The 20,207-nt window shown below is 59.2% G+C and carries 25 protein-coding genes; all 25 read right to left on the minus strand.

The window, feature by feature from the left end:
* Position 1 precedes the first annotated feature (1 nt).
* The 25 genes from B5G12_RS00130 to B5G12_RS00250 all read right to left on the minus strand — a co-directional run bounded on the left by B5G12_RS00130 (position 2) and on the right by B5G12_RS00250 (position 20,202).
* The gene (locus tag B5G12_RS00130; RefSeq protein WP_144064068.1) at positions 2–2,155 is read right to left on the minus strand and encodes a tape measure protein; all 2,154 of its coding nucleotides are present in this window, start codon (positions 2,153–2,155) and stop codon (positions 2–4) included.
* A gap of 54 nt (positions 2,156–2,209) precedes the next feature.
* Positions 2,210–2,407 carry a hypothetical protein gene (locus B5G12_RS00135; RefSeq protein ID WP_087322648.1) on the minus strand — a complete coding sequence of 66 codons (198 nt, stop codon included), beginning with the start codon at positions 2,405–2,407 and terminating at the stop codon, positions 2,210–2,212.
* Between the two features lie 2 nt (positions 2,408–2,409).
* A complete protein-coding gene (locus B5G12_RS00140; RefSeq protein ID WP_087322652.1) occupies positions 2,410–2,835 on the minus strand; it encodes a phage tail assembly chaperone in 426 nt (141 codons plus the stop codon).
* Positions 2,836–2,866: 31 nt separating this feature from the next.
* Positions 2,867–3,340, minus strand: a complete 474-nt coding sequence (locus B5G12_RS00145; RefSeq protein ID WP_087322655.1) for a phage tail tube protein — start codon at positions 3,338–3,340, stop codon at positions 2,867–2,869.
* A 15-nt stretch (positions 3,341–3,355) separates the two neighbouring features.
* Positions 3,356–4,681: a phage tail sheath family protein gene (locus tag B5G12_RS00150; protein WP_087322658.1), complete on the minus strand. Its 1,326-nt coding sequence runs from the start codon at positions 4,679–4,681 to the stop codon at positions 3,356–3,358.
* Position 4,682: 1 nt separating this feature from the next.
* Entirely contained in the window at positions 4,683–4,877 is a 195-nt protein-coding gene (locus tag B5G12_RS00155; protein WP_087322661.1) for a hypothetical protein, read from the minus strand.
* A 2-nt stretch (positions 4,878–4,879) separates the two neighbouring features.
* Positions 4,880–5,302 carry a phage tail terminator family protein gene (locus B5G12_RS00160; RefSeq protein ID WP_087322664.1) on the minus strand — a complete coding sequence of 141 codons (423 nt, stop codon included), beginning with the start codon at positions 5,300–5,302 and terminating at the stop codon, positions 4,880–4,882.
* Positions 5,295–5,786, minus strand: a complete 492-nt coding sequence (locus B5G12_RS00165; RefSeq protein WP_087322667.1) for an HK97 gp10 family phage protein — start codon at positions 5,784–5,786, stop codon at positions 5,295–5,297. Before B5G12_RS00165 ends, B5G12_RS00160 begins: the two co-directional genes overlap by 8 nt.
* Positions 5,786–6,154 (minus strand): hypothetical protein, encoded by a 369-nt coding sequence (locus tag B5G12_RS00170; RefSeq protein ID WP_079699118.1) that lies wholly within the window; start codon positions 6,152–6,154, stop codon positions 5,786–5,788. Before B5G12_RS00170 ends, B5G12_RS00165 begins: the two co-directional genes overlap by 1 nt.
* Positions 6,148–6,552 (minus strand): hypothetical protein, encoded by a 405-nt coding sequence (locus B5G12_RS00175; RefSeq protein WP_087322669.1) that lies wholly within the window; start codon positions 6,550–6,552, stop codon positions 6,148–6,150. Before B5G12_RS00175 ends, B5G12_RS00170 begins: the two co-directional genes overlap by 7 nt.
* Before the next feature lie 4 nt (positions 6,553–6,556).
* Positions 6,557–7,729 (minus strand): phage coat protein, encoded by a 1,173-nt coding sequence (locus B5G12_RS00180; protein ID WP_087322672.1) that lies wholly within the window; start codon positions 7,727–7,729, stop codon positions 6,557–6,559.
* A 23-nt stretch (positions 7,730–7,752) separates the two neighbouring features.
* The gene (locus tag B5G12_RS00185; RefSeq protein ID WP_087322675.1) at positions 7,753–8,112 is read right to left on the minus strand and encodes a hypothetical protein; all 360 of its coding nucleotides are present in this window, start codon (positions 8,110–8,112) and stop codon (positions 7,753–7,755) included.
* A 9-nt stretch (positions 8,113–8,121) separates the two neighbouring features.
* Positions 8,122–8,775 carry a phage scaffolding protein gene (locus B5G12_RS00190; protein WP_079699122.1) on the minus strand — a complete coding sequence of 218 codons (654 nt, stop codon included), beginning with the start codon at positions 8,773–8,775 and terminating at the stop codon, positions 8,122–8,124.
* A 144-nt stretch (positions 8,776–8,919) separates the two neighbouring features.
* Entirely contained in the window at positions 8,920–9,183 is a 264-nt protein-coding gene (locus B5G12_RS00195; RefSeq protein ID WP_087322678.1) for a hypothetical protein, read from the minus strand.
* A complete protein-coding gene (locus B5G12_RS00200; RefSeq protein WP_087322681.1) occupies positions 9,180–10,955 on the minus strand; it encodes a minor capsid protein in 1,776 nt (591 codons plus the stop codon). The genes B5G12_RS00195 and B5G12_RS00200 overlap by 4 nt, the downstream gene beginning before the upstream one ends.
* Positions 10,942–12,477 (minus strand): phage portal protein, encoded by a 1,536-nt coding sequence (locus tag B5G12_RS00205; protein WP_242955874.1) that lies wholly within the window; start codon positions 12,475–12,477, stop codon positions 10,942–10,944. The genes B5G12_RS00200 and B5G12_RS00205 overlap by 14 nt, the downstream gene beginning before the upstream one ends.
* Positions 12,464–12,835 (minus strand): hypothetical protein, encoded by a 372-nt coding sequence (locus tag B5G12_RS00210; protein WP_087322683.1) that lies wholly within the window; start codon positions 12,833–12,835, stop codon positions 12,464–12,466. Before B5G12_RS00210 ends, B5G12_RS00205 begins: the two co-directional genes overlap by 14 nt.
* An 11-nt stretch (positions 12,836–12,846) precedes the next feature.
* Positions 12,847–14,070, minus strand: a complete 1,224-nt coding sequence (locus B5G12_RS00215; RefSeq protein ID WP_087322686.1) for a PBSX family phage terminase large subunit — start codon at positions 14,068–14,070, stop codon at positions 12,847–12,849.
* A complete protein-coding gene (locus B5G12_RS00220; protein WP_144064069.1) occupies positions 14,015–14,485 on the minus strand; it encodes a helix-turn-helix domain-containing protein in 471 nt (156 codons plus the stop codon). Before B5G12_RS00220 ends, B5G12_RS00215 begins: the two co-directional genes overlap by 56 nt.
* A 4-nt stretch (positions 14,486–14,489) precedes the next feature.
* Positions 14,490–14,873, minus strand: coding sequence for an HNH endonuclease signature motif containing protein (locus tag B5G12_RS00225; RefSeq protein WP_144064070.1), 384 nt, complete (start codon positions 14,871–14,873; stop codon positions 14,490–14,492).
* A gap of 200 nt (positions 14,874–15,073) precedes the next feature.
* Positions 15,074–15,469: a hypothetical protein gene (locus tag B5G12_RS00230; RefSeq protein WP_079699127.1), complete on the minus strand. Its 396-nt coding sequence runs from the start codon at positions 15,467–15,469 to the stop codon at positions 15,074–15,076.
* Positions 15,470–15,473: 4 nt separating this feature from the next.
* Positions 15,474–15,821, minus strand: a complete 348-nt coding sequence (locus tag B5G12_RS00235; protein WP_087322697.1) for a hypothetical protein — start codon at positions 15,819–15,821, stop codon at positions 15,474–15,476.
* Positions 15,818–17,218: an SNF2-related protein gene (locus tag B5G12_RS00240; RefSeq protein WP_087322700.1), complete on the minus strand. Its 1,401-nt coding sequence runs from the start codon at positions 17,216–17,218 to the stop codon at positions 15,818–15,820. Before B5G12_RS00240 ends, B5G12_RS00235 begins: the two co-directional genes overlap by 4 nt.
* Complete coding sequence (locus B5G12_RS00245) at positions 17,199–17,495, minus strand: VRR-NUC domain-containing protein (RefSeq protein WP_087322703.1); 297 nt, start codon at positions 17,493–17,495, stop codon at positions 17,199–17,201. The genes B5G12_RS00240 and B5G12_RS00245 overlap by 20 nt, the downstream gene beginning before the upstream one ends.
* 304 nt (positions 17,496–17,799) lie before the next feature.
* A complete protein-coding gene (locus B5G12_RS00250; protein WP_087322706.1) occupies positions 17,800–20,202 on the minus strand; it encodes a virulence-associated E family protein in 2,403 nt (800 codons plus the stop codon).
* Positions 20,203–20,207: the final 5 nt, after the last annotated feature.

The raw sequence follows: 20,207 nt of genomic DNA on the forward strand, positions 1-20,207 counted from the left end.
TTTACGCATGGACACCCTCCGCCGCCGTCAGCAGGGCCTCTGTAAAGCCGTCTGTGAGGGTGGAGATAACGCCGTCCAGATCGGCACCGCCCTCAATGCGGTTGGTCATGCCGGTCATATCAATGCGGACCTCCGCCGTGGTGAAACGGTTGATGGCGTCCCGCTCCGCAATGTCCCGCAAATACTCCAGCTCCTCCGTGGAGGTGCTGAGGGCGTCGGCGGCGGCCCCGGTGTTGGCGGCGGTCTGCCCGGTGTTGCCCAAAAGGTCATCCATGGCAAAGTCACCATATCCGCCGGTGCCCAGGCCGCTTGCTCCGTAGTCCGTAGCAGCGCCCAGGTCCATATCAAACAGGCCGCCCACGGCGTCAGAGATGCCGCTGGCCACGCCGTCACCCCAGTTGGCTCCAGCGTTGAAAGCGTCCCCCACCCAGCCGTCCTGCCAGGTGTCAAAGGTGCTCATGCCCTCATTGAAAGCGTCCCCGATGCTCACAAAGTCCTGGATGTTGCCGGAGGCCTCCGCCGCCTTGGCGGCGTAGTCGCTGGCCGCATTGGTGATGCCGGAATAGTCAAACTCCACAAAGGGCAACTTGTTCAGCGCCTCACAGATACCGGCCACCACGGTGAGCGCCGTGGAGAGCAGGTTGTAAAACCAGGCCTGCACGCCGGAGATGACATTGCTGAACGCAATGCCGATGTTTTGAGCACAGGCCCCCAGGGCGTTCCAGATGCCCAGGGCAATGTTGGCGATGGTCAAGCCCAGGTTGACAAAGAATTGCACCACCACATTGATGCCGCCGCAGATGACGCCAAAGCCGCTGTTGGCGATGCCGGTAAACTTGGCGATGGCCGAACAGGCGGCGTAGATGGCCGCCACAAGGGCGATGACCAGCACCACAATCCAGGTGATGGGACAGGCCAGCAGGGCCGCATTGAGCCCGTACTGAGCCGCAGTCTGGGCAAAGGTGGCCCCGGTGCTCATCATCAATGCCGCCGCTTTTACACCCTCGGCCAGCGCCATGGCGGCGTTGATGCCATTGGTGATGAGGGCCACGGCATTGTAGGCGATAAAGGCGGCCACCAGGCCGTAGACGATGGGGCTTATCCAGCTCCAGTTGTCCACCACAAAGGCGGCTCCGTTGATGAGGAGGTCCAGCACGCCGGTGGCCACCGTGGCCAGCATGGCCAGCCCATTGATGGTCCCGTTGATGACCGTGTTAAACTGAGCGCTGTTTGCCACCTGGTTGAGCCGTGTGAGCACAGGGTCAAAGGCCGCCAGGGCCGTGTTTTGCATCTTGGTGGCAATCTGGCCCCAGGTTAGGGGCATACTTTCAAACTTGGCATTGATTTCATCCGCAGAGGCAAACATGGCGTTTTTGACCACCTCAGCGGTGATGAGGCCCTGCTCCGCATATTGCTTGATGGAGCCCTCCGCAATGCCCATGTAGCTCTCAATGGCACGGGCAATGCCGGGGGCGTTCTCCAGGATGGAGTTGAGCTCCTCGCCCCGGAGGGCACCGGCGGCCATGGCCTGGGTGAGCTGGAGCATGGCGGCGGCCTGGCCCTCCGCCGTAGCGCCGCCAATGACAAAGCTCTTATTGATGAGCTCCATAAAGCCGATGAGCTCATCATTGCTTTCAAAAGCCCGGCCAGCGTTTGCGCCCATGCTGGCAATGGCGGAGGCGGTGTCCAGGTAGGCCGCCCTGGAGCGCTGGGCAGATGCCATGATTTTCTGCTCCAGCTTATCCACAGAGCCCCCGTCATCCACAAGGAAACTGAGGCGGGCCGTGGTGCTGGTCAGCTTATCAGACAGCCCCAGGAGCGCTTTTGCGCCCGCTCCGGCGGCCAGCGTGGCCACAATGCCTTTGACCTTGCCCAGCAGCCCATCCGCAGCGCTCGTGCCGTTGCGGAGGCCCTTGTTGAGCACTTCCTCCTGTTGAGCCGCCCGGCGGTAGCCCTCCGCCATGTCATCAACCTCACGGTTGGCCTCCACAAGCGCAGCTCTGGCCGCCTGGATTTGAGCCGTGTCCACAGCCCGCCCGGAGGCACGCTGGACCTGCTCAAAGGCATTGAGGGTGGTGTTGAGCGCCGTGTTGATTTTTCTGAGCACACCGCTGATGCCGTCATTTAGGACCATCTGGGACCTGATTGTTGCCACGGTTTCACCCCCTTTTTAAGAATTAGGCCCCCGCCATACAGCGGGGGCCCCGGTTCACTTCCGTTTTGATTTGCCTTTTCTCATCTTGCTTTTCAGTTCTGCCTCCCGTTTCTTTTCGTCCTCGCCCCGCACCTGGATGGATGCGATGACAAAGGCCCGCTCCTTGACAGGCAGGTCTAAAAACTTGGACGGCTCCCAGCCAAACTTTTGCAGGCAAAAATGGGCAAAATTGGCCTCCGGGTCACCGTCCAAAATTAGTTTTTTGCCTCGGCCACCACGTCATCATCGGTCTTGAAACCGTTGACCTGGAAAACCTCCGTGACATAATCGTCAAACTCGCCGCCGATGAGCAGCTTGCCAATCAGCTCCTCCGGCTTGGCCACGCCCCAATCATTCTGGAGCGCCGCATTGTTGAGGTCCGGGAACACGGTGCAGCGGGCGGCCACCTTGGCCTGGAAAGTGTAGGTGTCAAGCTGCTGGGTGTACTGGCCCTTTTTGCCGGGCACGGGGACCTGGCGGATGCAGCCGGAGCGGATGCGGGCATACTCATCGGCAGAGATGCAGCAGATTTCCCACTCCATGGGCTTGCCGTCCTCCCCCTTGATACGGGGGGAGGCGGCATATTTGTGGTTCTCAATCTGCTCAACATTGGCACGCATGAAAGCGGACAGGTTACTCATGGATGATTTCCTCCTTTTGTGTTATGCGGCCTTACATGTAGGCCGGGTTGGTGTACTGTTCGGGACGGGTAAAGCTGTCACAATAGCCCTCAATAGACTGCTCGACAAAATCACCCTCTGCATTGAACATGGACAGCAGCACATCACCGTCCAGGATGCAGTTGTTGTAAATCTTGGTGCTCCGGCCCACAGTGGTGGCGGGGTCATCATTGGAGGTCTGGATGTCAAAGGTGGGCATCACGCCGGTCTTGATGAAGTTCTCCACCACCAGGTCAAAAATCTCCGTGCATTTGTAGATGGTCATGGAGAAAGACAAGGCAACGGTCTGAGCCTTGTGGCCCACCACCACGCTGCCCAGCTTGTAGACCTCGGCGGTGTTGACAGAGGCCGTGCCCTCAAACTCCTTGGCCATAAGCATGGAGTAGCGGGTGCCGTCCAGGGTGACAAAACACTCCGCAAAATTGGCGCTCACAGCGTCCTGGGTGTTCATAATCGGTCCAGGCATTTCTCATTCCCTCCTTTACTGGATGATAACGCTCATGTAGAGCTGGGCCATGGCGTTGACCACGTTGAGCCCATTGACCACGCAGAGGACGGCCTTTTTGCTGTCACCCTGCTCACAGGTCACAATCTCCGGGTCAAAATTCTCCACGGCACGGATGTCATCAAGCTGCTGGATGAGCTTGGTGATGTCCCCCCAGAGGGAGGCACGGCCAGAGGCGTCATTGGGCACGGTGCCCAGATACTTTTGGCCGAACAGCACCGCCGCGTCATTGGCAATCTGGTCACACACCCGGATGGTCTGGTTGCTCTGGAAAATTTCCCCCTTGGTGTCGGACAGGGTGAGCAGGGTGTTGATGTCCTCAAGCACTCTGGTGTCCCCGTTGACGTTGTGGAAGATAAACTTGCCAGCCTTGAGGGCCGCCTCCAGCTCTGCCTGGGTGTAGTCCGTGTCAATGGTCAGCTCCCCGTCATACTTGAAGTTGGTGAGGGATTTATTGACCGCACAGCCCGCCTGGGCACCAGCCACCCAATACACCAGGGAGTGGGTGGGCACATCGGCAATGGTGGAGTGGGTCACAGTGTTCCACACGCCAATGATGCCCTCATAGTCCGCCGTGGACGGCTGCCAGGCCACAAGCTGGAATTTGCTGCCCACCTCATCACGGACCCGGCTGCAAAACTGCTGGTAAAGCCGCACGGTGGTGGCATCAGACGCAGGGCAGCACAGGGCGTTGTAGGCATAGGGCTCAATCTTGTCCAAAAAGGCCTGGTGAGCCTCGCCGTTGATGGTGGTGGCATCCGCCCCGTTGGTCAGAGGCATCCCGGCAGATGCGGACAGGGTGGCCTCCGTCTTGAAGTCCACCCAATCATTGCTCACCAGGGCCTCAGCATCCTCAACGGTCTGGGTGTCAACGGCCACGCCGTCAACATAGGTGGTCACGTCCCACAGGTCCGGCTCATCCACGTTGGCAGCCACCACAATGGTGATGTCGTTGCCTCTCACGCCGCCATACTTAGCCGTGGCCAGGGTGTTGGATGCCTTGACGGCTCCAGAGCCCAGGCGGTAGCAGTAGACGGTGATGGCGTGGGTGAAAATCTCCCGCAGGGGGAGCATCTTGGGGTGGTCATAGCCATAGCCAAAAATGGTTTTGCTGTTTTTCTGAAACTCCCCGGAGGTGACAGGGAAAACCGTGCCCTCCGGGCCCCAGCTCAGCTCAAAAGGCGCTGCCGCATAGCCTCTGTCAGAGAGGGCCGCAGACGCCCTGGGCACACTGGAAAAATTGACATAGTAACCGGGCAGGACCTTGTTTTGGACCTGCCAGGTGCCGCCGCCCAGCGCCATATTAGTTCACCTTTCCTTTCATGTACTTCTCAATCAGCCCGTCCACCTCATTCAAGGTGTAGGCCTTGCCGTCCTCCAGCAGAGCCCGGATGAGGTCCCGCCGGTTGGCATATCGCTTGGAGGCCACAAGCTGCTCCTTTTTGTAGGTAGCGGCCTCGGTGACCTTTTCGGCGTTTGTGGTCTTGGCTTGCGCCATGCTTATCCCTCCATTTCAATATCAAGGGTTTCCATGAGGACCGGCTCCTGGGGGATGTAGGCGTGGTGGTCATAGCTCACCAGCACATGCAGGACGCCCTCCTCAATGGTCCATTCGCAGTTGGTGCAATGGATGAGGTCCCCCTCCGGGGTGGTGATGTCCCGCAGGAGCATGGTGAGCTGATCTGCCACCTCGCAGCACTCCGCCACCCCCACCTTGGGGTAGTAGATGACATCCAGGGTAGGGGTGCGGAGAAACCGCTCTCCCACCTGTTTGCTCTGCCCGGCGGAGGGCATGACCACATTGAGGTCCCCAGGGTTGAGGCCCTGCTTGACATTCCCGCCGTGTACCTGCACAGCAGGAAAAGCGGCGTGCAGCGCAAGGCTCACGCCGTCATAAATACTGCTAAAACTGATTTCAGACATTGAAAGCCTCCCTCAGCAGCGCCTCCAGCTTTTTCTCAATCACGCTGGGGGCCACCCGCTCCAGGTCCCGCTCAGATAGGGTCAGGAAATATTGACCCGCCACCCAGCCGCCTCCGCCAGCCGTGCGGTGCCCAAACTCCACATAACTTGCATAGTGGACCGGGTTGATGACCTCAATGTAAAAGGTCCGCCCCCGTTTGAACACCGGCAGGGCGTTGGCGTAGGCCGTGGGGTCCACCTTGCCGCCGCCGGAGGCCTCCGCCTCCGTTTTTGCGGTCCAGCCCCGGCGCAGGGTGCCGCCCTTTTTCCCGCTGCTCCGTGGGTATTGCCCCACGGGTGTGCGGGGGATGACCAGGGCCAGCAGCCGGGCCGCCAGCTCTTTGGACACGTCCTCACAGAATTTGTCCAGGTCCATGTCCTGGAGCTTTTGCAGGTTGTCCCGGAGCCGCTGGAGCTGCTTATAATCAACATTGCCCCAGCGCATTAGGCCCACTCCTTGAAAAGCTCCAGGGGGACCTCCTGGTGGCAGGTGTAAACGGCAGGTTTGCCGCTCCGCTCATAGTCACGGGTGACGCCGTTCTGGGTCACCGTGATTTTAGAGCCCTCCGGGATGTCCACGGACGGGTCAATGTAGAGCGTCACCGTCTGGGCCACCAGGGCCGCCTCCTCGGTGGGTTCGGTGCTCTTGACGGTCTGGTGGGAAATGCGGCAGGGTAGGCCGGAGGCCGTCACTTTCTCCACCGGCTCCGTGCGGCCATTGGCAGGGTTGAGCACACCCTGCCGCACGGTGATGGTGGCCAGGCCGGTCCAGAGGCTCTGGATGGCCTTTTTGTAGGCGGCGGGGACTACCATCTCAGCCTCCGAAAAGCCGCCAGGGTGCTCTCTGCCGGGTGCATGAGCTGGGCCAGCATGGCGTCAAAGCGGCTTTCCGCATTGCTTGCACCATCGCTGGCCCCGGCAAAGGTCACGGAGATGTCCCCCTCCGTGATACTCTTGGCGGGGGCGTTGAAGTCAAAGCCCTCCAGCCCGTCAAGCCCTCCGGCGGCTTTCTTATCAAACAGGAAATGACCGGCCACCATGTCCACAAGGGTGTAAAAAAGAGGAGGCGGGAGCTTTCGGTGGTTGATGTTCGCCAAAAGCTCCGCCTCACACTTGCGGATGGTGTATTTAAGGCCGGTTTCGTCATCGTCCGTGACAGTGTAGCCCAGCATGGCCAGCCGGTCCACCACGGCCTCATACACGCCCTCCATGTCCTTAGCCTCTGGAGAGGATGCGGGCAATGGGGATGGCCTTGTGGGCGATGTAGGAACGGTCGTTTTCCTCCTCCTCGCCGGAGTGGACCAGGCACCAGTTGGCACCGTTGGCCAGCTCTGCATCCGTGGGGGAGAGAGTGGTCTGGCTTTTCTTTTCGTAGGAGATGCCAAAGGGAGAGAACACCTTGCGCTGGCGGGTGTAGAGGGTGTCCACACCGCCGTCCGTCTTGGGGTCACGGGCCATTTCATAGGGGACCTTGGCACCGATGTCCTCAAAGCTGATAGCGCCCTCGCCCAGCACATAGGTGGTGTAGCGGGTGCCGGGGACCACATAGCTGTCCGCCGCAGGGGTGCCCTCGCCAAAGTAGGGGGTGACCTCCGCCTGGTTGATCTGGCCGTCAGTAGCGCCGGAGGCCTTGACCTGGAGCGCCCCCTCATCGGTGGAGGCGGCGGGGAAATAGCCCTCCTCGGCGGGCATCCCGTCATCCACCACAACGGTCTTGCCGTTCCAGGTGTAGAGGGTCAGGTCACGGGTCACACCGTCCTTGTCGGTGTACTTGAGGGCGGTGAGCAGGTTGAGGTTTTCCAGGTTGGTGGCGGGGACAGAGTGCATGAACACAAGAGAAAACTTCTTCTTGCGGTCACCGCAGGCCTGGGCGGTGGCGCTGTTCATGGTGGTGGCCTCCATGTTGCCCGCCACCTCATAGGTGTGCTTGGTCACAAACTCAGCGCTCTGGCCGCTGGTCATGGCAAAGACGCCCTTGAGGATGGCCAGGATGGTGTCCTGGTCAATGTCCTGCCAATACTCGGAAACCTGCTGGGCTACATTGTCCATCCAGTCAATGCCGCCGGTGATGTCAAAGGAAAAGTCCTTTTCAGTCCAGGCCTTGGCACGGCCAATGACCACCACGCCCTGCTCAAAGGTCTTGGTGGAGGTGGCGGTGATGTCGGTCTGGCCGTCATAGTTGACGGCATCGCCGTCCAGCAGGCCCCGCATGGCGATGCGGGCATAGCCGGTGCCGCCCTGGGTGCTGAACACATCCCGGATGTCGGGGTTGCCCGCCAGCGCTCTGGACTTCCGCATTTCATTGAGGCGGGTGCGGGGGATGCGGTCCACCGCATACTTGAAAGCCTGGGGATTGAAAGACTTGGCGTCAAACTTGGTGTTAGGCATAGTTCAATCTTCCTTTCTGCAAATTAGTTGGTGTTGGGCTTGCGCTTGCGGCCCCTGGGGGCCTCTTTGGTGCCGGTGGTATCATCACCCTCCGGCTCATCCTCCGGGCCGTCCTGGGCCGCCCCCGTGCCCGCAGGGGCCAGACGGTCCATGACTTCCTGGACAATGGCCTCCGCAAGCTCCTGGGTCAGCCGGATGGCCAGCTCTTTGGCCAGGGCGTCCGTCAGCTCTTTCACGGAGGAGATGTTGTCCGCAATGTACTGCACCACGGCCTCCTGGGTGCGGGGCAGGGATGCGGCGGGCTTGCCGGTCAGCTTGGCCGCCAGATTTCTCAAGGCGTCCTCAAAAGACACGGCTTTGGCAGGGGTTGTGATGTTTCGCATGTTGTCACCTCATTCCAGCTTGGCGTCCGGGTTTTCGGCCAGGAAAGCCGCCAGCTCGGAATAGGACATCTCAGAGGGCTTTTTCCCCTCGCCGGGTTTCCGCCCGGTGTCGGGGTCGCCGGGTTTCCAGCCGGTCAGCTTGGCCCCGGTGCTCCCAAAGAGAAAGTCCGTGTTGGCGTCCTTTTTCATGGCCTCGATTTTGGCGGCCAGGGTGATGCTCTCATTGTTCACCTTGGCCACCACCTTGCCGTCCTCAATCTTGGCGTCCTTGAGGTAGTCGGCCAGGAGAGCCCGGACAGCGGTGTTGTTCTTGGCTCCGGCGGCGGTGAGTTCGGCGTCCACGGCGGCAGTCAGCCGGATAGTGGCCAGCTCTTTCTCATAAGCGGCCTTGTCCGCCTTGTTCTGCTGCTCCAGTTCGCCAATCTTGCGGGTCAGCTCCTCGTTGTCGCCAGCGGACTTTTTCAGCTCCTCAAGCTGCTTGGCGTGTCCCTTGGCGGCCTCCTCAAGCTGGCCCACCTGGGCCTCCAGCTCCTTGACACGGGTGTTTTTGGCGTTGAAGTCCGCACGGGCAACAAAGTCCTTGCCAATCGCCTGGCAGGCGGCGGCGTCCATGTCCTCCGTGTAGGCATCGCCAATGATTTCCTTGAGCCATAAAAGTTTCATGTTGCGTTACCTCCTGTTATCTGCTTTCCTTGTGTCCGGCCAGTCCCGGTATGGCAGCGCCCCTGTTGGTTTCCGCCGGGGCCCGGCGGTATTTGGGTATGAAAAAAGCACCGTGCTTTTCAGCACGATGCTTTTATCATCGGGTCAGTAAAGGATGTCTGGGTCAATATCCAGCCCATCCAAATTGGTCCAGATAGAGGGGAGGGTGTCCTTGCCCCCCTCCAGAGCCGTGAGCAGGTCCTCTTTGGTGTAGCCGTCCGGGGGGCCGTAGGAGGTCCCGTTGGCGTCCAGATACACCAGGCCGGGGCCCGGCTCATCCCCCACAAAGCGGCCTCCAAAGGCCTGCTCATAGGCGGTGACGGCCTCCTGGAGCTCCTGGTTGGTTGTCACATCGGAATACTTAATCATGGCGTTGTCACCCCTTTCAGCAGTTTCTCAAACTCCGCCAAAGCGGTGGGAAAGTATTTCTGCATCAAAGCGTAGCGGTCAGCATCGAATTGAGCGGCAAACATGTGGGCAAAGGCCTCTTTCTCCAGCATCCCGGAGTAGGTCCAGTAGCGTGTGTTCCAATGGCCGTATGTGCCAGCGCACTTGTTGCGGGACATTCCGCCGAACAGATCGGAGATTGCATTGGGCAGCGCCCCACGGAGCTCCTGAGAGATGATTGCATAGGCATCCGTCTTTCTCTTTGTGCCGTGGGCTTTCATGGTAGCCCTGACATAGGCCTCAAAGTCCTTTTTCAAGGCGTCGCCAAAGTCTGGCGTCTGCATGGATGTGTAGCCGCTCCCGGCGCACGACATAAAATCAATATAATGGCCGTGTTCATGGAAAAAGGTTGTTGCTGGGCCTCTGGGGTCCGTCATGTCGTTGGCAAAATTCATTTTAACCTTTTGGATGCGGCTGTCAAAATGCGGCGTGCCGGAGAAAGCCCCGTCCGCCACGGAGCCGGGCTGGACATAGCGCTCAAAGGCGGCCTGGGCCGTCTGATTGCCGGACGCATAGTGTTGCTCCAGGGCGTCCGTGTAGCCGCTGGGAGATGCGGGCAAGCCCTGCACAACACTCTGGAAATGCGTGGTTGCCTTTGCGGCCATTGTACCACTCCCGGAGGCCACCTGTAAACCAGGAGTAGGTCCCTGCACAAAGCTCTGCCGCCATTGGGCAAAGGTGGTGTTTGCCGGGACCTTTGTGGTGGTGCCGTCCGGGTTGCGGGTCCAGCGCTCCCCCAGGCCCTCCATGTCCTCAAAGTAGGGGGCGGTGCAGCAGCGGCACCAGGGATGGAACGGCGGAGCGGTGAGCCCCACCTGGTAGTCCGACATCTTGAACACCTTGCCGTCCAGCGCCGAACACAGGCCGCAGGTGTCCCGGTCAAAAGAGGCCACAATCCTGTATTTCTCTACGCCCAGGGCGTTGAAACAGTCCTTTTGAGCGGCGCTGGAGAAATAGGCGCTTTCCGTCATCACCAGGCGGCCCGCCTTGGAGCGGGACACCTCAAACTGCTTGGAGATGGCGGAGATGGCCCGGTCTGGAGCCTCTCCCCGTATAATCATCTGGGTGAGCTGGGTGTTGACGCTGTTCACAAGGCTCTGCTTGTTGGTCCAGCAGCGGTCCCGGAAAGTCTGGCCGTCCGTGGTCCATGGCCGGGAGAGGACCTTGGTGATGGTCCCCTCATTGATGGCCTGCATGGTCCAGCCCACGCCCAGGCCCTTTTGGACCTCATAGGCCGTGTGGTAGTAGCTCCCGGCGTAGGATTGCCGGGCGGCCCGGTCTATGTAGTCAAGCTGGTTGGAATAGAGGAGCTCCGCCTGCTGCTGGAGCTGGATTTTGAGGGCATCCAGCCGGGAGATGTGGACCCTGGCGCTGGCGTTCTCCAGCTCTTTCATCCAGGCCCCGGTGAGGGCGTTTTCCTCGCCATGCTTGATGTAGTCCTCAACCGTCCAGCGAAACTCCGCCAGCTCACCACTGTTGAGCAGCCGCTTGGCGTCTGCCAGAGTGATGTCATTGTTGGCGGCAAAGCGCCTGTACCATACGGACATCTGGCGCTCAATCTCAGCCTCAGCGGCCCGGAATTGAGCATCCAGATTTTCCACATAGGAGTATGACTGGTCCAGCAGGGCGTCCTCCATGTTTTTCATGCGCTGGGCCCAATAGTCCGCATTGCGCTGGAGGTTATTCCTGGGCATTGCCGTCACCGCCGTCCTGGCCGGTCACGGGGTTGCCGGAGCCGTCCCCGCCGTTCTGCCGGTTTTTCATAAAGGCGGCCTGGTAGGGGTCGGCCATGGCCTCCTCCTTTTCGTCCTTGATGCGCTGGAGCTCCTGCTCCGGGTCGCTCACCCAGGGGTGCATTTTCACAATGGTTTCATCAGAGAGGATGCCCACGGAGTTCTTGCAGTTGTTGATGACCTCAGTTTCATTGATGAGGACATCCCGGTCAAAGATGACCTTGACCTCCGTGCCCTCAAAATTCCCCCGTCCCGTGTTGGCCAGGTGTTGGTTGACAAACCAGAGCAGCTCCTCCATGGAGGCTTGAAACTCCATTTCAATGCCGTTGGCGTCCAGGTCAATATCAGAGTACATGCTCTGTATATTCATCTGGTTGGGGTTGCCGCTCATGCGGTCATCCTTGGCGTCATAGCCCCTGGCGTTCTCAATGATGGCATCCTTGAGCAGGGAGAGCAGGACCTTGTAGTTTTCGGCGTTGACCTCAATCTGGAGGGTGTCCACGCCGCCCTCAGAGCCCTCATAGGAGCGGACCTTGATGATGCCGTAGGTGGCCAGGTTGGCCCGGAGCCGCCCCAGGTCCTCCCCGTCATAGTTCTTGATGACCAGGATGGTGGAGTGGATGTCCTCCTCCATCTGGTTGGCAAAGTTGGAGATGATGTTGTTGTAGGCGTCTTGCAGGCATTTCACCCTGGACAGGAGAGGGATTTCATGGTGGGAGCTCTTAAAGCACACCAGGGGGATGCGCTCCCAATTATAGCTGGTTTCCTTGCCCGTCTGGGGGTCCGTGGTGGTGATGTAGGGCCCGGACCGGGCAAAATCGTCCGGCTCAAGGGTCCCGTCATCCCGGCGGACAAAACAGTCCACGCCGCCGCCGTGCATGACCTCCACCTTGACCACATCCTTGGTCTGTTCGGTTTCATCGTACTCCAGCACCACATAGACATGGACGGCGGCATCCAGGATGGTGTGGTCTGCATCCGCCCAGAACGGCAGGACCTCATCCGCCGGAAAGCGCTGGAAAGCCAGCTCCCCGTTTTGGTCATAATAGGGGTACACCCAGCTCTTGCCGCCTATCCAGGCCCCCTCACCAATGTTGTGCATGGTCCGGCGGAAACGGGAGCCGAACACAGTAGAGAGGGCCGCCGCATAGGCTTTGTTTTCGGTGTCAAAGGAAAAGGGCCGCCCAAAGGAATAATTGGTTTTCTGGTCCACCATTTTGGAGTAGATGTTGTTGACCAGCCGGTTGTTGGGCAGATGCTCCAGCACAATGGGCTTGCCGTCATCATCCAGTGCCAGGCGCTTGCGGCGGAGCACGGCTTGGTCCCCGTCATAGTAGGCCTCACCCTCAAGCTGCCGTTTTCGCTCTTTGGAGCCCAGCCAGGCCGTGATTTCAAGCTCCAAAAAGCGCTTGTCCGTCATGCCCCGGCGGAAATTGGTGGCCGTTCTGGCCACGCAATCATCCCGCAAATTAAGCACCACCACCGTGCATCACCTCCAGACAAGCCGCCTGATGCCAGGCGGCATAAATTTTGGGCCCCTGTATGGCAATCCAGTCCACAATCTCCTCACAGGACGCCCAGGCCTCGACATTGGCGGAGTTTACCGTCAATCCGCTCTCATGTAAAAACGCATGGACAATTTCATGGCGCATACATTTGCGCTTGTAGGCATCCAGGTTGGCCAGTGCCATGGGCTCCCGGCGGTCATCATCCGTGTAGTCCTTTACAACAATGCGCCGGATAGAGCTGTCACAGTAGCCGTCACACTTAGTCAATGCCTTGTCCTGCTCAGGGAGCTTATATTCACATTCATATACGGCCCCCAAAATGTTTACCTGCATAAAAGTACACCTCAAAAGCTGAAAATCTCGGGCGCAAAGACCTTGTGGACAAAATAGCGCACATCATCCATGGCATGGTCATTCTCCTTGATAGGCCGGTCCATGGGAGCCTTTTCGTCCCAGCGGTAAAGCCCAAACTCCCGGATGCAGTCCGTACAGCAGGAGCAGATGAAGATGTCCCCGCTCTGGAGCCTGGTGGCCACATCCCGGATGCCCGCCAACACAGAGTTGGAGGCCTTTTCAGCATAAAAGCGCCCGTGCCGCCGGATGGCCTCAATAAAGCTGGCCGCTGAGGGGTCAACGATGACCGCCCGGATGGGCAGATCACCAGCCAGCTTTTCCAGCTCTGCATAATATTCCTCATCGGTGAGCTGGCGGCCCACCTTGCGGCTGTTGTAGTAATACTCCCGGATGCGATACCATTTCCCGCTTGCCCGGCCCCAGAGCCCCATGCTGGTGGGATTTGCGGTGCCGTAGTCGATAGAAATGTAATAGCGGTCATAGGGCCGTGGAACATCCGGCACCACATGAAAGTCCTTGTTGAACATGGTATAAATCAGCCCCTCCGCCACCACCCAGAGGCCCCGGATGAAGCGGTCATAAAACACGCCGGAGTAAAGGCTCTCATACCTGGCCTTGACGGCGGCGGAGAGGCTGAGGTTGTCATCCATGGTGAAATGGAGGTGCAGCATGTTCCGCTTGGCGGCCTCCAGCACCCAGGTGAGATAAAACCAATGGGAGGGTCCCTCTGGGTTGCAATTAAACCAGAGCTTTGAGCCATCCACGGAGCAGCGGGCACAGGCCTGCTCCACAAAGGAGCGGGGCATGAGGGCCACCTCATCCAGCAGAACGCCCGCCAGGGTGATGCCCTGGATGAGAGAGGCGCTGCTTTCATCCCGCCCGCCGAACAGGTAAAAGTTGTTGCTCCGCCCGGCGGCGGTCACCACAATCTTGTTTTCCGTGCGGTACTCCCGGAAAGAAAACACCCCGGCCAGCCAGTTGGGCAGGTTGGAGGTCACATTGCGCCGCAAGCTCTCAATGGTCTTGCCGCACAGTGCAAAGTTTTGGCCTTGAAAGCGGCTCATGGCCCACATGATAAAGCCCACGGTCATGGCCACGGTCTTGCCAGATCGGATGGAGCCGTCACAGATGATGCCGTCATAGCCCTCAAAGCCCGGCCTATTCCACCAGGTCATGGCCAGATTTTGCCGGGGGCTCAATTTCTGGTATCTCATCCGTGTCTATCTCCTCTCTGGTGCTCTGGTCAATGACCTCAAAGATGTTGTTTTCCTGGGGGATGCCATTGGTGCGGGCCTCATCGGCGGTGTACTTGTCCACCAATATGCCCAGAGCGGTGGCCAGTTGTGGCAGGGTGGAGCAGTCCATCTTTACCGGGTCATCCATGGCATCAATCAGCCGGTCCAGCAGTCCACACACCTTGTCTTTTTGGCGGCTCATATGCTCCAAAACTGCCACCGTATTCTCTGCTTTTTTAAGGCGGCATTTTTCGGCAGTTTCTTTGTCCGCCAGCACGATGGCTTTAACCGTGTTTCGGGTCACACCATGAAGCCTTGCCACTGCGCTGTAATTCTCAAGCTGCACATAGTCAGCTATGATTTTCTTGCGCTGCCGGTCAGTGATTTTGGCCACAAAATCACCCGCCCCTCGCAAGCATCATGTGATAGGCAGGAGAAAAGCGGTGCTCCTCCGTGTGGCATTTATGGCACAGGCAAAGCCCATTGCTCACATCAGTGCGGCCTTGCGGCCATTCTGCCCACCCAATGATGTGGTGAGCCTCCAGGTCTTTTTCTGCACCGCAAAAGGCGCAGCGGCCCGGTGCAATCACGGCTCTTTTCCATGCCGTCACCCGGTGGTCATTCCGTTCAAACGGATAGACGGCCCCCCCACTCAAAATTGCCTTGTAGACTTTAGGCGGCAACAGCGCCCTCAAAATCAGCGTGGCCGCCTTTTTTCTGTAAATGTTGTAATCTCCAATCAGAACGGCCAGCGCATTGACCGCCATTTCTTTCTTTTCCAAAAGGCTCACCACCCCAAAACATAATAAAAAGCCGCTTTTCTATGAGAAAAGCAGCCAAAAAGACATAGTGAATGGCGGCGGGGGTCTGGTGCCTGCTCCGTCACCCCGCCGCCACCCTACAAAGGAGGTAAAACCATGATGAGGCTATACCCGCTATGTCAGTGTAACATAAGAACACCGGACAAAACGGACAACTTGCTTTAGTTCCGTTCCAGATACCGTTGCACAGCTTTTCTGCATCCGTCCTCGGTATTCCCCCCGCCGATGCAGGCGGCCACCTGCCGCCAGGGGAGTCCATTGATAAACCGATAGGTGAAAATCTGCCGGAGGAGGCTGTCATCAATGCTGGAGATGTAGCGCTCCAGGCGGCTCCGCTCATAGAGGCATTGCTGGTGCTTGGCCTCAATAATGCCTCTCAGATCGGCAATCTCCGCCGCATACTCACCCACCTTGTCCTTGACGCCGGGAGTGTGAGGCATCCCGGTGAGGACCTGGGAGCCCGGCAGGGCCTTGACCTCCAGCTCTTGGAGGCGGCGCTTGTCCATCTCAATCTCCCGGTTGAGGTAGTAAAGCTGGGACAGTTCTTTTAGGGTCATGTGCTCAGTCCTCCGTTTTCTCTCCGGTCCACACCGGCTGGCAGTTGCCCTCACCCATCATGCACACCTTGGCGCACACCTTGCACGGGTCACCACCGGCCATGACAAAGTGCAGGTCCTTGATGGCCTTGTCCACCGTGCGCCGCAGGTCGGCCAGCTCCTCCAGGTCCTCCCGTGCGTAGGAATGGGCCTCAAGGCTGGTGATGTTCGCCGCCTGGTCCTCAATCTGCCGCTCCAGGGCCTCCATTTTCTGCCGGTCCACCTCATGCTGGATGGTCAGCCGGGCGTTTTCCCGGATGAGCTCATCACAATACACCTGGTCACCGTTCAAAATCACAGTTGGGTTATTCATGCCACACTCTCCTTTACCTTGCGTATTCTGGCCTTGAGGGCCCGCATGACAGCCTCATGGGTGTCTGCCCGGTCCCGTATGGTGGCCATGACATCCTCATCCTCACAGCCCTGCACAATGAGATAATGCACAAACACCTTTTCGTAGGGGGAGCCCTGCCGGTACAGGCGGCAGTTGCCCTGGTCGTTCAGCTCGAAACTCCAGTTTAAGCCATACCATACCACATGGCGGCCACCGGCCTGGAGGTTGAGCCCGTAGGCGCAAGAGGCCGGATGCACCAGCAACACATCCACCTCTCCGGCGTTCCAGGCCTCCTCATCCTCCACGCCCTTATACACCCGGACCCGCAGCTTGTCCGCCCGGCCCCGGTTGTACTTCTCCAGGCGCTCCAGGATGCGGTCCTTGTCGTGCTGGTAGCCGTAGAATGTGAGGCAATGCTCCCCATTGAGTTGCTCCAGCAGCTCCGTGTAGGCCTCCAGCTTGCAGTCATGCACCGGGACCACCTTGCCGTCATTGCCATACACGGCCCCATTGCAGAATTGCAGCAGCTTGCCCACCAGGACCCCGGCGGTGCCCGCCGTGATGATGTCCTCATCCACCTCCAGCAGCAGGTCCCGCTCAAACTGGTCATAGGCCTTTTTGGCCTTGGGGTCCAGCATGACGGGGATTTCATGCTGGATGAAGTCCGGCAGTTGCAGGTAGTCCTCCGCTTTCATGGAGATGCAGATGTCGGAGATGGCACCCAGCACGGCGCTCTCCGCTCCGTCCTTGGCCTTGTAGGAAAAAATCTGGGTCCGGCTCCGCTGGTCCGGGTCAAAGTATCTCTCCCGGTAGGCGGAAAGCGTGGGCCCCAGACGGGCCCCGCCGTCCAGGAGGTACACCTGGGCCCATAAGTCAATCAGCCCCTTGGAGGACGGTGTGCCGGTCAGCAGCACCACTTTCTTAATAAACCGGCGGATGCGCTTGGCCGCCTTAAACCGCTTGCTCTGGGGGTTTTTGAAACTGGTGCTTTCATCGAAAACCACCATGTCAAACGGCCAGGCCTGCTGGTAGTAGTCCACCAGCCACTCAAAATTTTCACGGTTGATGACATAGACATCCGCCGGAGTGTTGAGGGCCTTGATGCGCTTGCTGGCGCTCCCCAGAACGGTGGACACCCGGAGATGCTGGAGGTGGTCCCACTTAGCTGCCTCCTTGCTCCAGGTGGCCTCCGCCACCTTTTTGGGGGCCACCACCAGGACCTTGGCCACCTGCCAGCGGAAATATTTGAGGATATTGACCGCAGACAGGGTGATGACCGTTTTGCCCAGCCCTGGCCGGAGAAACAGCCCCACCGTGGGGTCCTCCACCACCCGCTGGATGCAGTAGGCCTGGTAGTCATGCGGTATGTACTGCATCACCAAAAACCTCCCTCAGAAACTCTTTCACGGCGTCCATCCCATAAAGCACCCGGACATCCGCCCCCCGTTTCTCCAGCTCACTCCTCTGCCATTTCTGCATCTTGGCCAGCCTCCCAATCTCTGTTTTCAGCTCAACATAGACAGTCTTGCCGGTGGGTGTTATGACGATGCGGTCAGGGACGCCCGGATTTCCGGGAGAAACAAACTTATAGCACAGGCCGCCGTGCTCTTTCACCTTGCGGACAAGGTAACTCTCAATACTGCTTTCCCTCAATTTCCTCAGCCTCCTTTGCTTTGTGCAATATGCTATTTGAGGCGGTCACCCTTGGAACATTCACCCTATATATTGCGTAAACAGAGGATTTAGAGGGTTTATATATTCTCTAATTTCTCTAAATTCTCTATTTTCGTATTTAATAGAAATTAAATGTTCCAATGTTCCACCCTCTAAAAAATCCAGTGTTTACAAGGGTTTAGCCCGGAACATTTGCCGGAACATTGCCCGGAACATGTTCCGACTGGCAATTTGCATAAATGTTCCACTGTTCCGGCCAATGTTCCACCCCAATGTTCCGGGGTTATAGAGCTCTCCGGCGGAGAAAGCCCCGCTGTTTGCCGCAGTAGCCAAAGCGCATGGAGCCTTTGCTTTTCTCCCAATTCGGGCAAGCCTCAATGATGCTGTTGATTTCCGCCGTGTCGGAGTAGCGGATGTCCCGCTGCTTGCCGTCCAGGGCCTCACACCAGACCTCCAGGGCACACACCCGGTCACGGTCCACCAGCTTGACATCACCCTGCACGGCCCCGGCCCAGAACATGCGGCGGCGGTCCAGCGGCCAGCTGGGCCAGTCCTCCGGCACCTGGCGCTCCAGAAAGTCCGTGATTATGCCCTCCCGAGTGCTCACCTCACGGTGCTCCTCCTGCTTGGCCTTGGCGGCCTCCTCCAGATCGCCTTTGAGGAAAAGGGCCTCTCCGGTCCTCCAGCGGACCACGGCCTCCGCCCACAGCTGGTCAATCTCTCCCGGCAGATCAGCCCACACATTCTTTGTGACAGGGCTCAGGCCCACATCCACGGGCCAGAAACGGCGGTTGCCGGTCCTGTCCTGGAGATAGGCGCTCACATTCGTGGTGCCGAAAAAGACACAGCAGCGGGGCAGCTCCTTGACATGGCGGCCATAAGCGGCCCGGAAACGGTCAGCCCGTAGGGAGAGAAACTGCTTGATGCGGGCAATGTCTGTGCGCCGGAAAGCGTCCAGCTCCGCAATCTCCACCAGCCAGACGCCCTGGAGCAGCTCAGAGGCCTCCTTGCCCTCAAAGGTGCGGATGCTGTCATTGAACCAGCCCCGGCTCATCTTATCCAACAGGGTGCTTTTGCCCAGGCCTTGCGCCCCAGACAGGATGAGCATGGTGTCATACTTGGTGCCCGGGACCATGGCACGGGCCACGGCGGCGGTGAATGACTTGCGGGTGACGGCTCGGGTGTAGGGGCTGTCAGCGGCTCCCAGGTAGTCCACAAAGAGCGTGTCCAGGCGGGGCGTCCCGTCCCAGACAAGGCCCTTGAGATAGTCCTGGATGTCGTTGAAAGCATGGGCGGTGGAGTGCAGGGAGAGGGCCCCGTCAATCTTGCCGTTGCCGGTGATGTGGTGGTAGCGCTCCATGTACCAGTAGAGGCCCTGGTTGTCGTTGTCATCCCAAAAGCGGCGCTCTGTGCGGTTGTCCCACGGCAGGGGCCCCAGGACCTCACCACGGCCAGCAAATTGGTTGAGTGCAAACTTGCCTTTTAGGAGTGGGTCATGCTCCAGGATAATCCACACATTGTCAATGGTGGCCTTGGGGAGCCCCGTCTGGGTGTTCACAGCCAGCTTGGCCATCCAGTTGGCGGGGTCCTCCTCGTTGGTGGGCTCCACGCCCTCAAAGTCCCGGATGGCCTCCTGGTAGCGCTCCTGGCTCATCAGGGCGGCCACATCGGCGTCCTGGACCGCCAGCTCACACATAGCCTTGTAGGACGGCAGGCGGTTTGTGGGGGTCCCTGGCTGGGCCTCATCGTCCTTGTCCCCAAAGCGGTGGAGGCGTACCATGTCAAAGGCATTGACCAGCCGCCCGCTGCACGGGTCGGTGGCGTGGTGGCTGTAAAGGAATTTGCCGTTGTCGTAGATCACAGCGCCGCCGGTGGTGGAGCCGCCCAGGTAGGTGTAGCGGCCAGGCATATTGTCCACGGCCTCATACATGCCGGGGATGAGCTCATCCATGGCCCGGTAGATGTCATAGGTGCGGCAGAAAGCGCCCACCACGCCGGTCTTGGCCTCCGGGTCACCTTGCTTGACGGCCAGCTTGGGGAGGCTCAGAGCGCCCGGCACCTGGGGCCAGGTGGTGCAGTCCTGCCAGTCGGCATACTGGGCCAGCAGGCCGTTGACGGAGAGGAGCGGCTTGTCCTGCCAGCGGTAGACATACTGGCTATCAGAGCAGCAGGACGGCCAATACATGAGCCGGGACACCTCAAAGGTTGTGGGGTCCATAAGCTCCAGGCCTATGTATTCCGCCATCTTCCGGGCGGCGGGCTCATACTCATCCGCCGTCATGGTCCGGTCAGTAGGCAGCAGAACACGCAAGCGGGGCGCTGCCGGGCTGTGCTTTCTGGTGCTGTAAATGCAATAGCCACACCCCAGAGCATCCACCCGGCGCAGGACATCCTCCGTGCCACCGGAGGGGATGTTGTCCAGGTCCAGGGTAATGACATCACGCCCGGTCACATTGTTGGCCTTGCGCCGGGGCCCGGACAGTGTGCCGGCCATAAAGCCGCCCACATCCTTGAGGTCATCCTGCTGGGCCTTTTTCATATTCAGATATTCAGCCAGGGTTTCCGTGCCTCTGGCCGGGGTCTGGAGCCTGGCCCAAAGCTCAGAGATGAGCATGGTTTGCTGTTGCCAGGTCATGGCCCGCCGGTTACTTCCGGCTGATATTGTTATTTTGCGGTCATATTGCATGGGCG

Origin of the sequence: Faecalibacterium sp. An58, from assembly GCF_002161515.1 — a bacterium.
GTDB lineage: Bacteria > Bacillota > Clostridia > Oscillospirales > Ruminococcaceae > Faecalibacterium > Faecalibacterium avium.

Bases quoted from the DNA above. Each gene is read 5' to 3' on its own strand.
- B5G12_RS00235 (WP_087322697.1), bottom strand. From the start codon at position 15,821: ATGAATAACCCAACTGTGATTTTGAACGGTGACCAGGTGTATTGTGAT.
- B5G12_RS00150 (WP_087322658.1), bottom strand. From the start codon at position 4,681: ATGGCGCTGGGCGGCGGCACCTGGCAGGTCCAAAACAAGGTCCTGCCC.
- B5G12_RS00240 (WP_087322700.1), bottom strand. From the start codon at position 17,218: ATGCAGTACATACCGCATGACTACCAGGCCTACTGCATCCAGCGGGTG.
- B5G12_RS00200 (WP_087322681.1), bottom strand. From the start codon at position 10,955: ATGCCCAGGAATAACCTCCAGCGCAATGCGGACTATTGGGCCCAGCGC.
- B5G12_RS00145 (WP_087322655.1), bottom strand. From the start codon at position 3,340: ATGCCTGGACCGATTATGAACACCCAGGACGCTGTGAGCGCCAATTTT.
- B5G12_RS00180 (WP_087322672.1), bottom strand. From the start codon at position 7,729: ATGCCTAACACCAAGTTTGACGCCAAGTCTTTCAATCCCCAGGCTTTC.
- B5G12_RS00210 (WP_087322683.1), bottom strand. From the start codon at position 12,835: ATGCAGGTAAACATTTTGGGGGCCGTATATGAATGTGAATATAAGCTC.
- B5G12_RS00195 (WP_087322678.1), bottom strand. From the start codon at position 9,183: ATGATTAAGTATTCCGATGTGACAACCAACCAGGAGCTCCAGGAGGCC.
- B5G12_RS00160 (WP_087322664.1), bottom strand. From the start codon at position 5,302: ATGTCTGAAATCAGTTTTAGCAGTATTTATGACGGCGTGAGCCTTGCG.
- B5G12_RS00250 (WP_087322706.1), bottom strand. From the start codon at position 20,202: ATGCAATATGACCGCAAAATAACAATATCAGCCGGAAGTAACCGGCGG.
- B5G12_RS00170 (WP_079699118.1), bottom strand. From the start codon at position 6,154: ATGGTAGTCCCCGCCGCCTACAAAAAGGCCATCCAGAGCCTCTGGACC.
- B5G12_RS00230 (WP_079699127.1), bottom strand. From the start codon at position 15,469: ATGACCCTAAAAGAACTGTCCCAGCTTTACTACCTCAACCGGGAGATT.
- B5G12_RS00165 (WP_087322667.1), bottom strand. From the start codon at position 5,786: ATGCGCTGGGGCAATGTTGATTATAAGCAGCTCCAGCGGCTCCGGGAC.
- B5G12_RS00140 (WP_087322652.1), bottom strand. From the start codon at position 2,835: ATGAGTAACCTGTCCGCTTTCATGCGTGCCAATGTTGAGCAGATTGAG.
- B5G12_RS00155 (WP_087322661.1), bottom strand. From the start codon at position 4,877: ATGGCGCAAGCCAAGACCACAAACGCCGAAAAGGTCACCGAGGCCGCT.
- B5G12_RS00215 (WP_087322686.1), bottom strand. From the start codon at position 14,070: ATGAGATACCAGAAATTGAGCCCCCGGCAAAATCTGGCCATGACCTGG.
- B5G12_RS00190 (WP_079699122.1), bottom strand. From the start codon at position 8,775: ATGAAACTTTTATGGCTCAAGGAAATCATTGGCGATGCCTACACGGAG.
- B5G12_RS00185 (WP_087322675.1), bottom strand. From the start codon at position 8,112: ATGCGAAACATCACAACCCCTGCCAAAGCCGTGTCTTTTGAGGACGCC.
- B5G12_RS00175 (WP_087322669.1), bottom strand. From the start codon at position 6,552: ATGGAGGGCGTGTATGAGGCCGTGGTGGACCGGCTGGCCATGCTGGGC.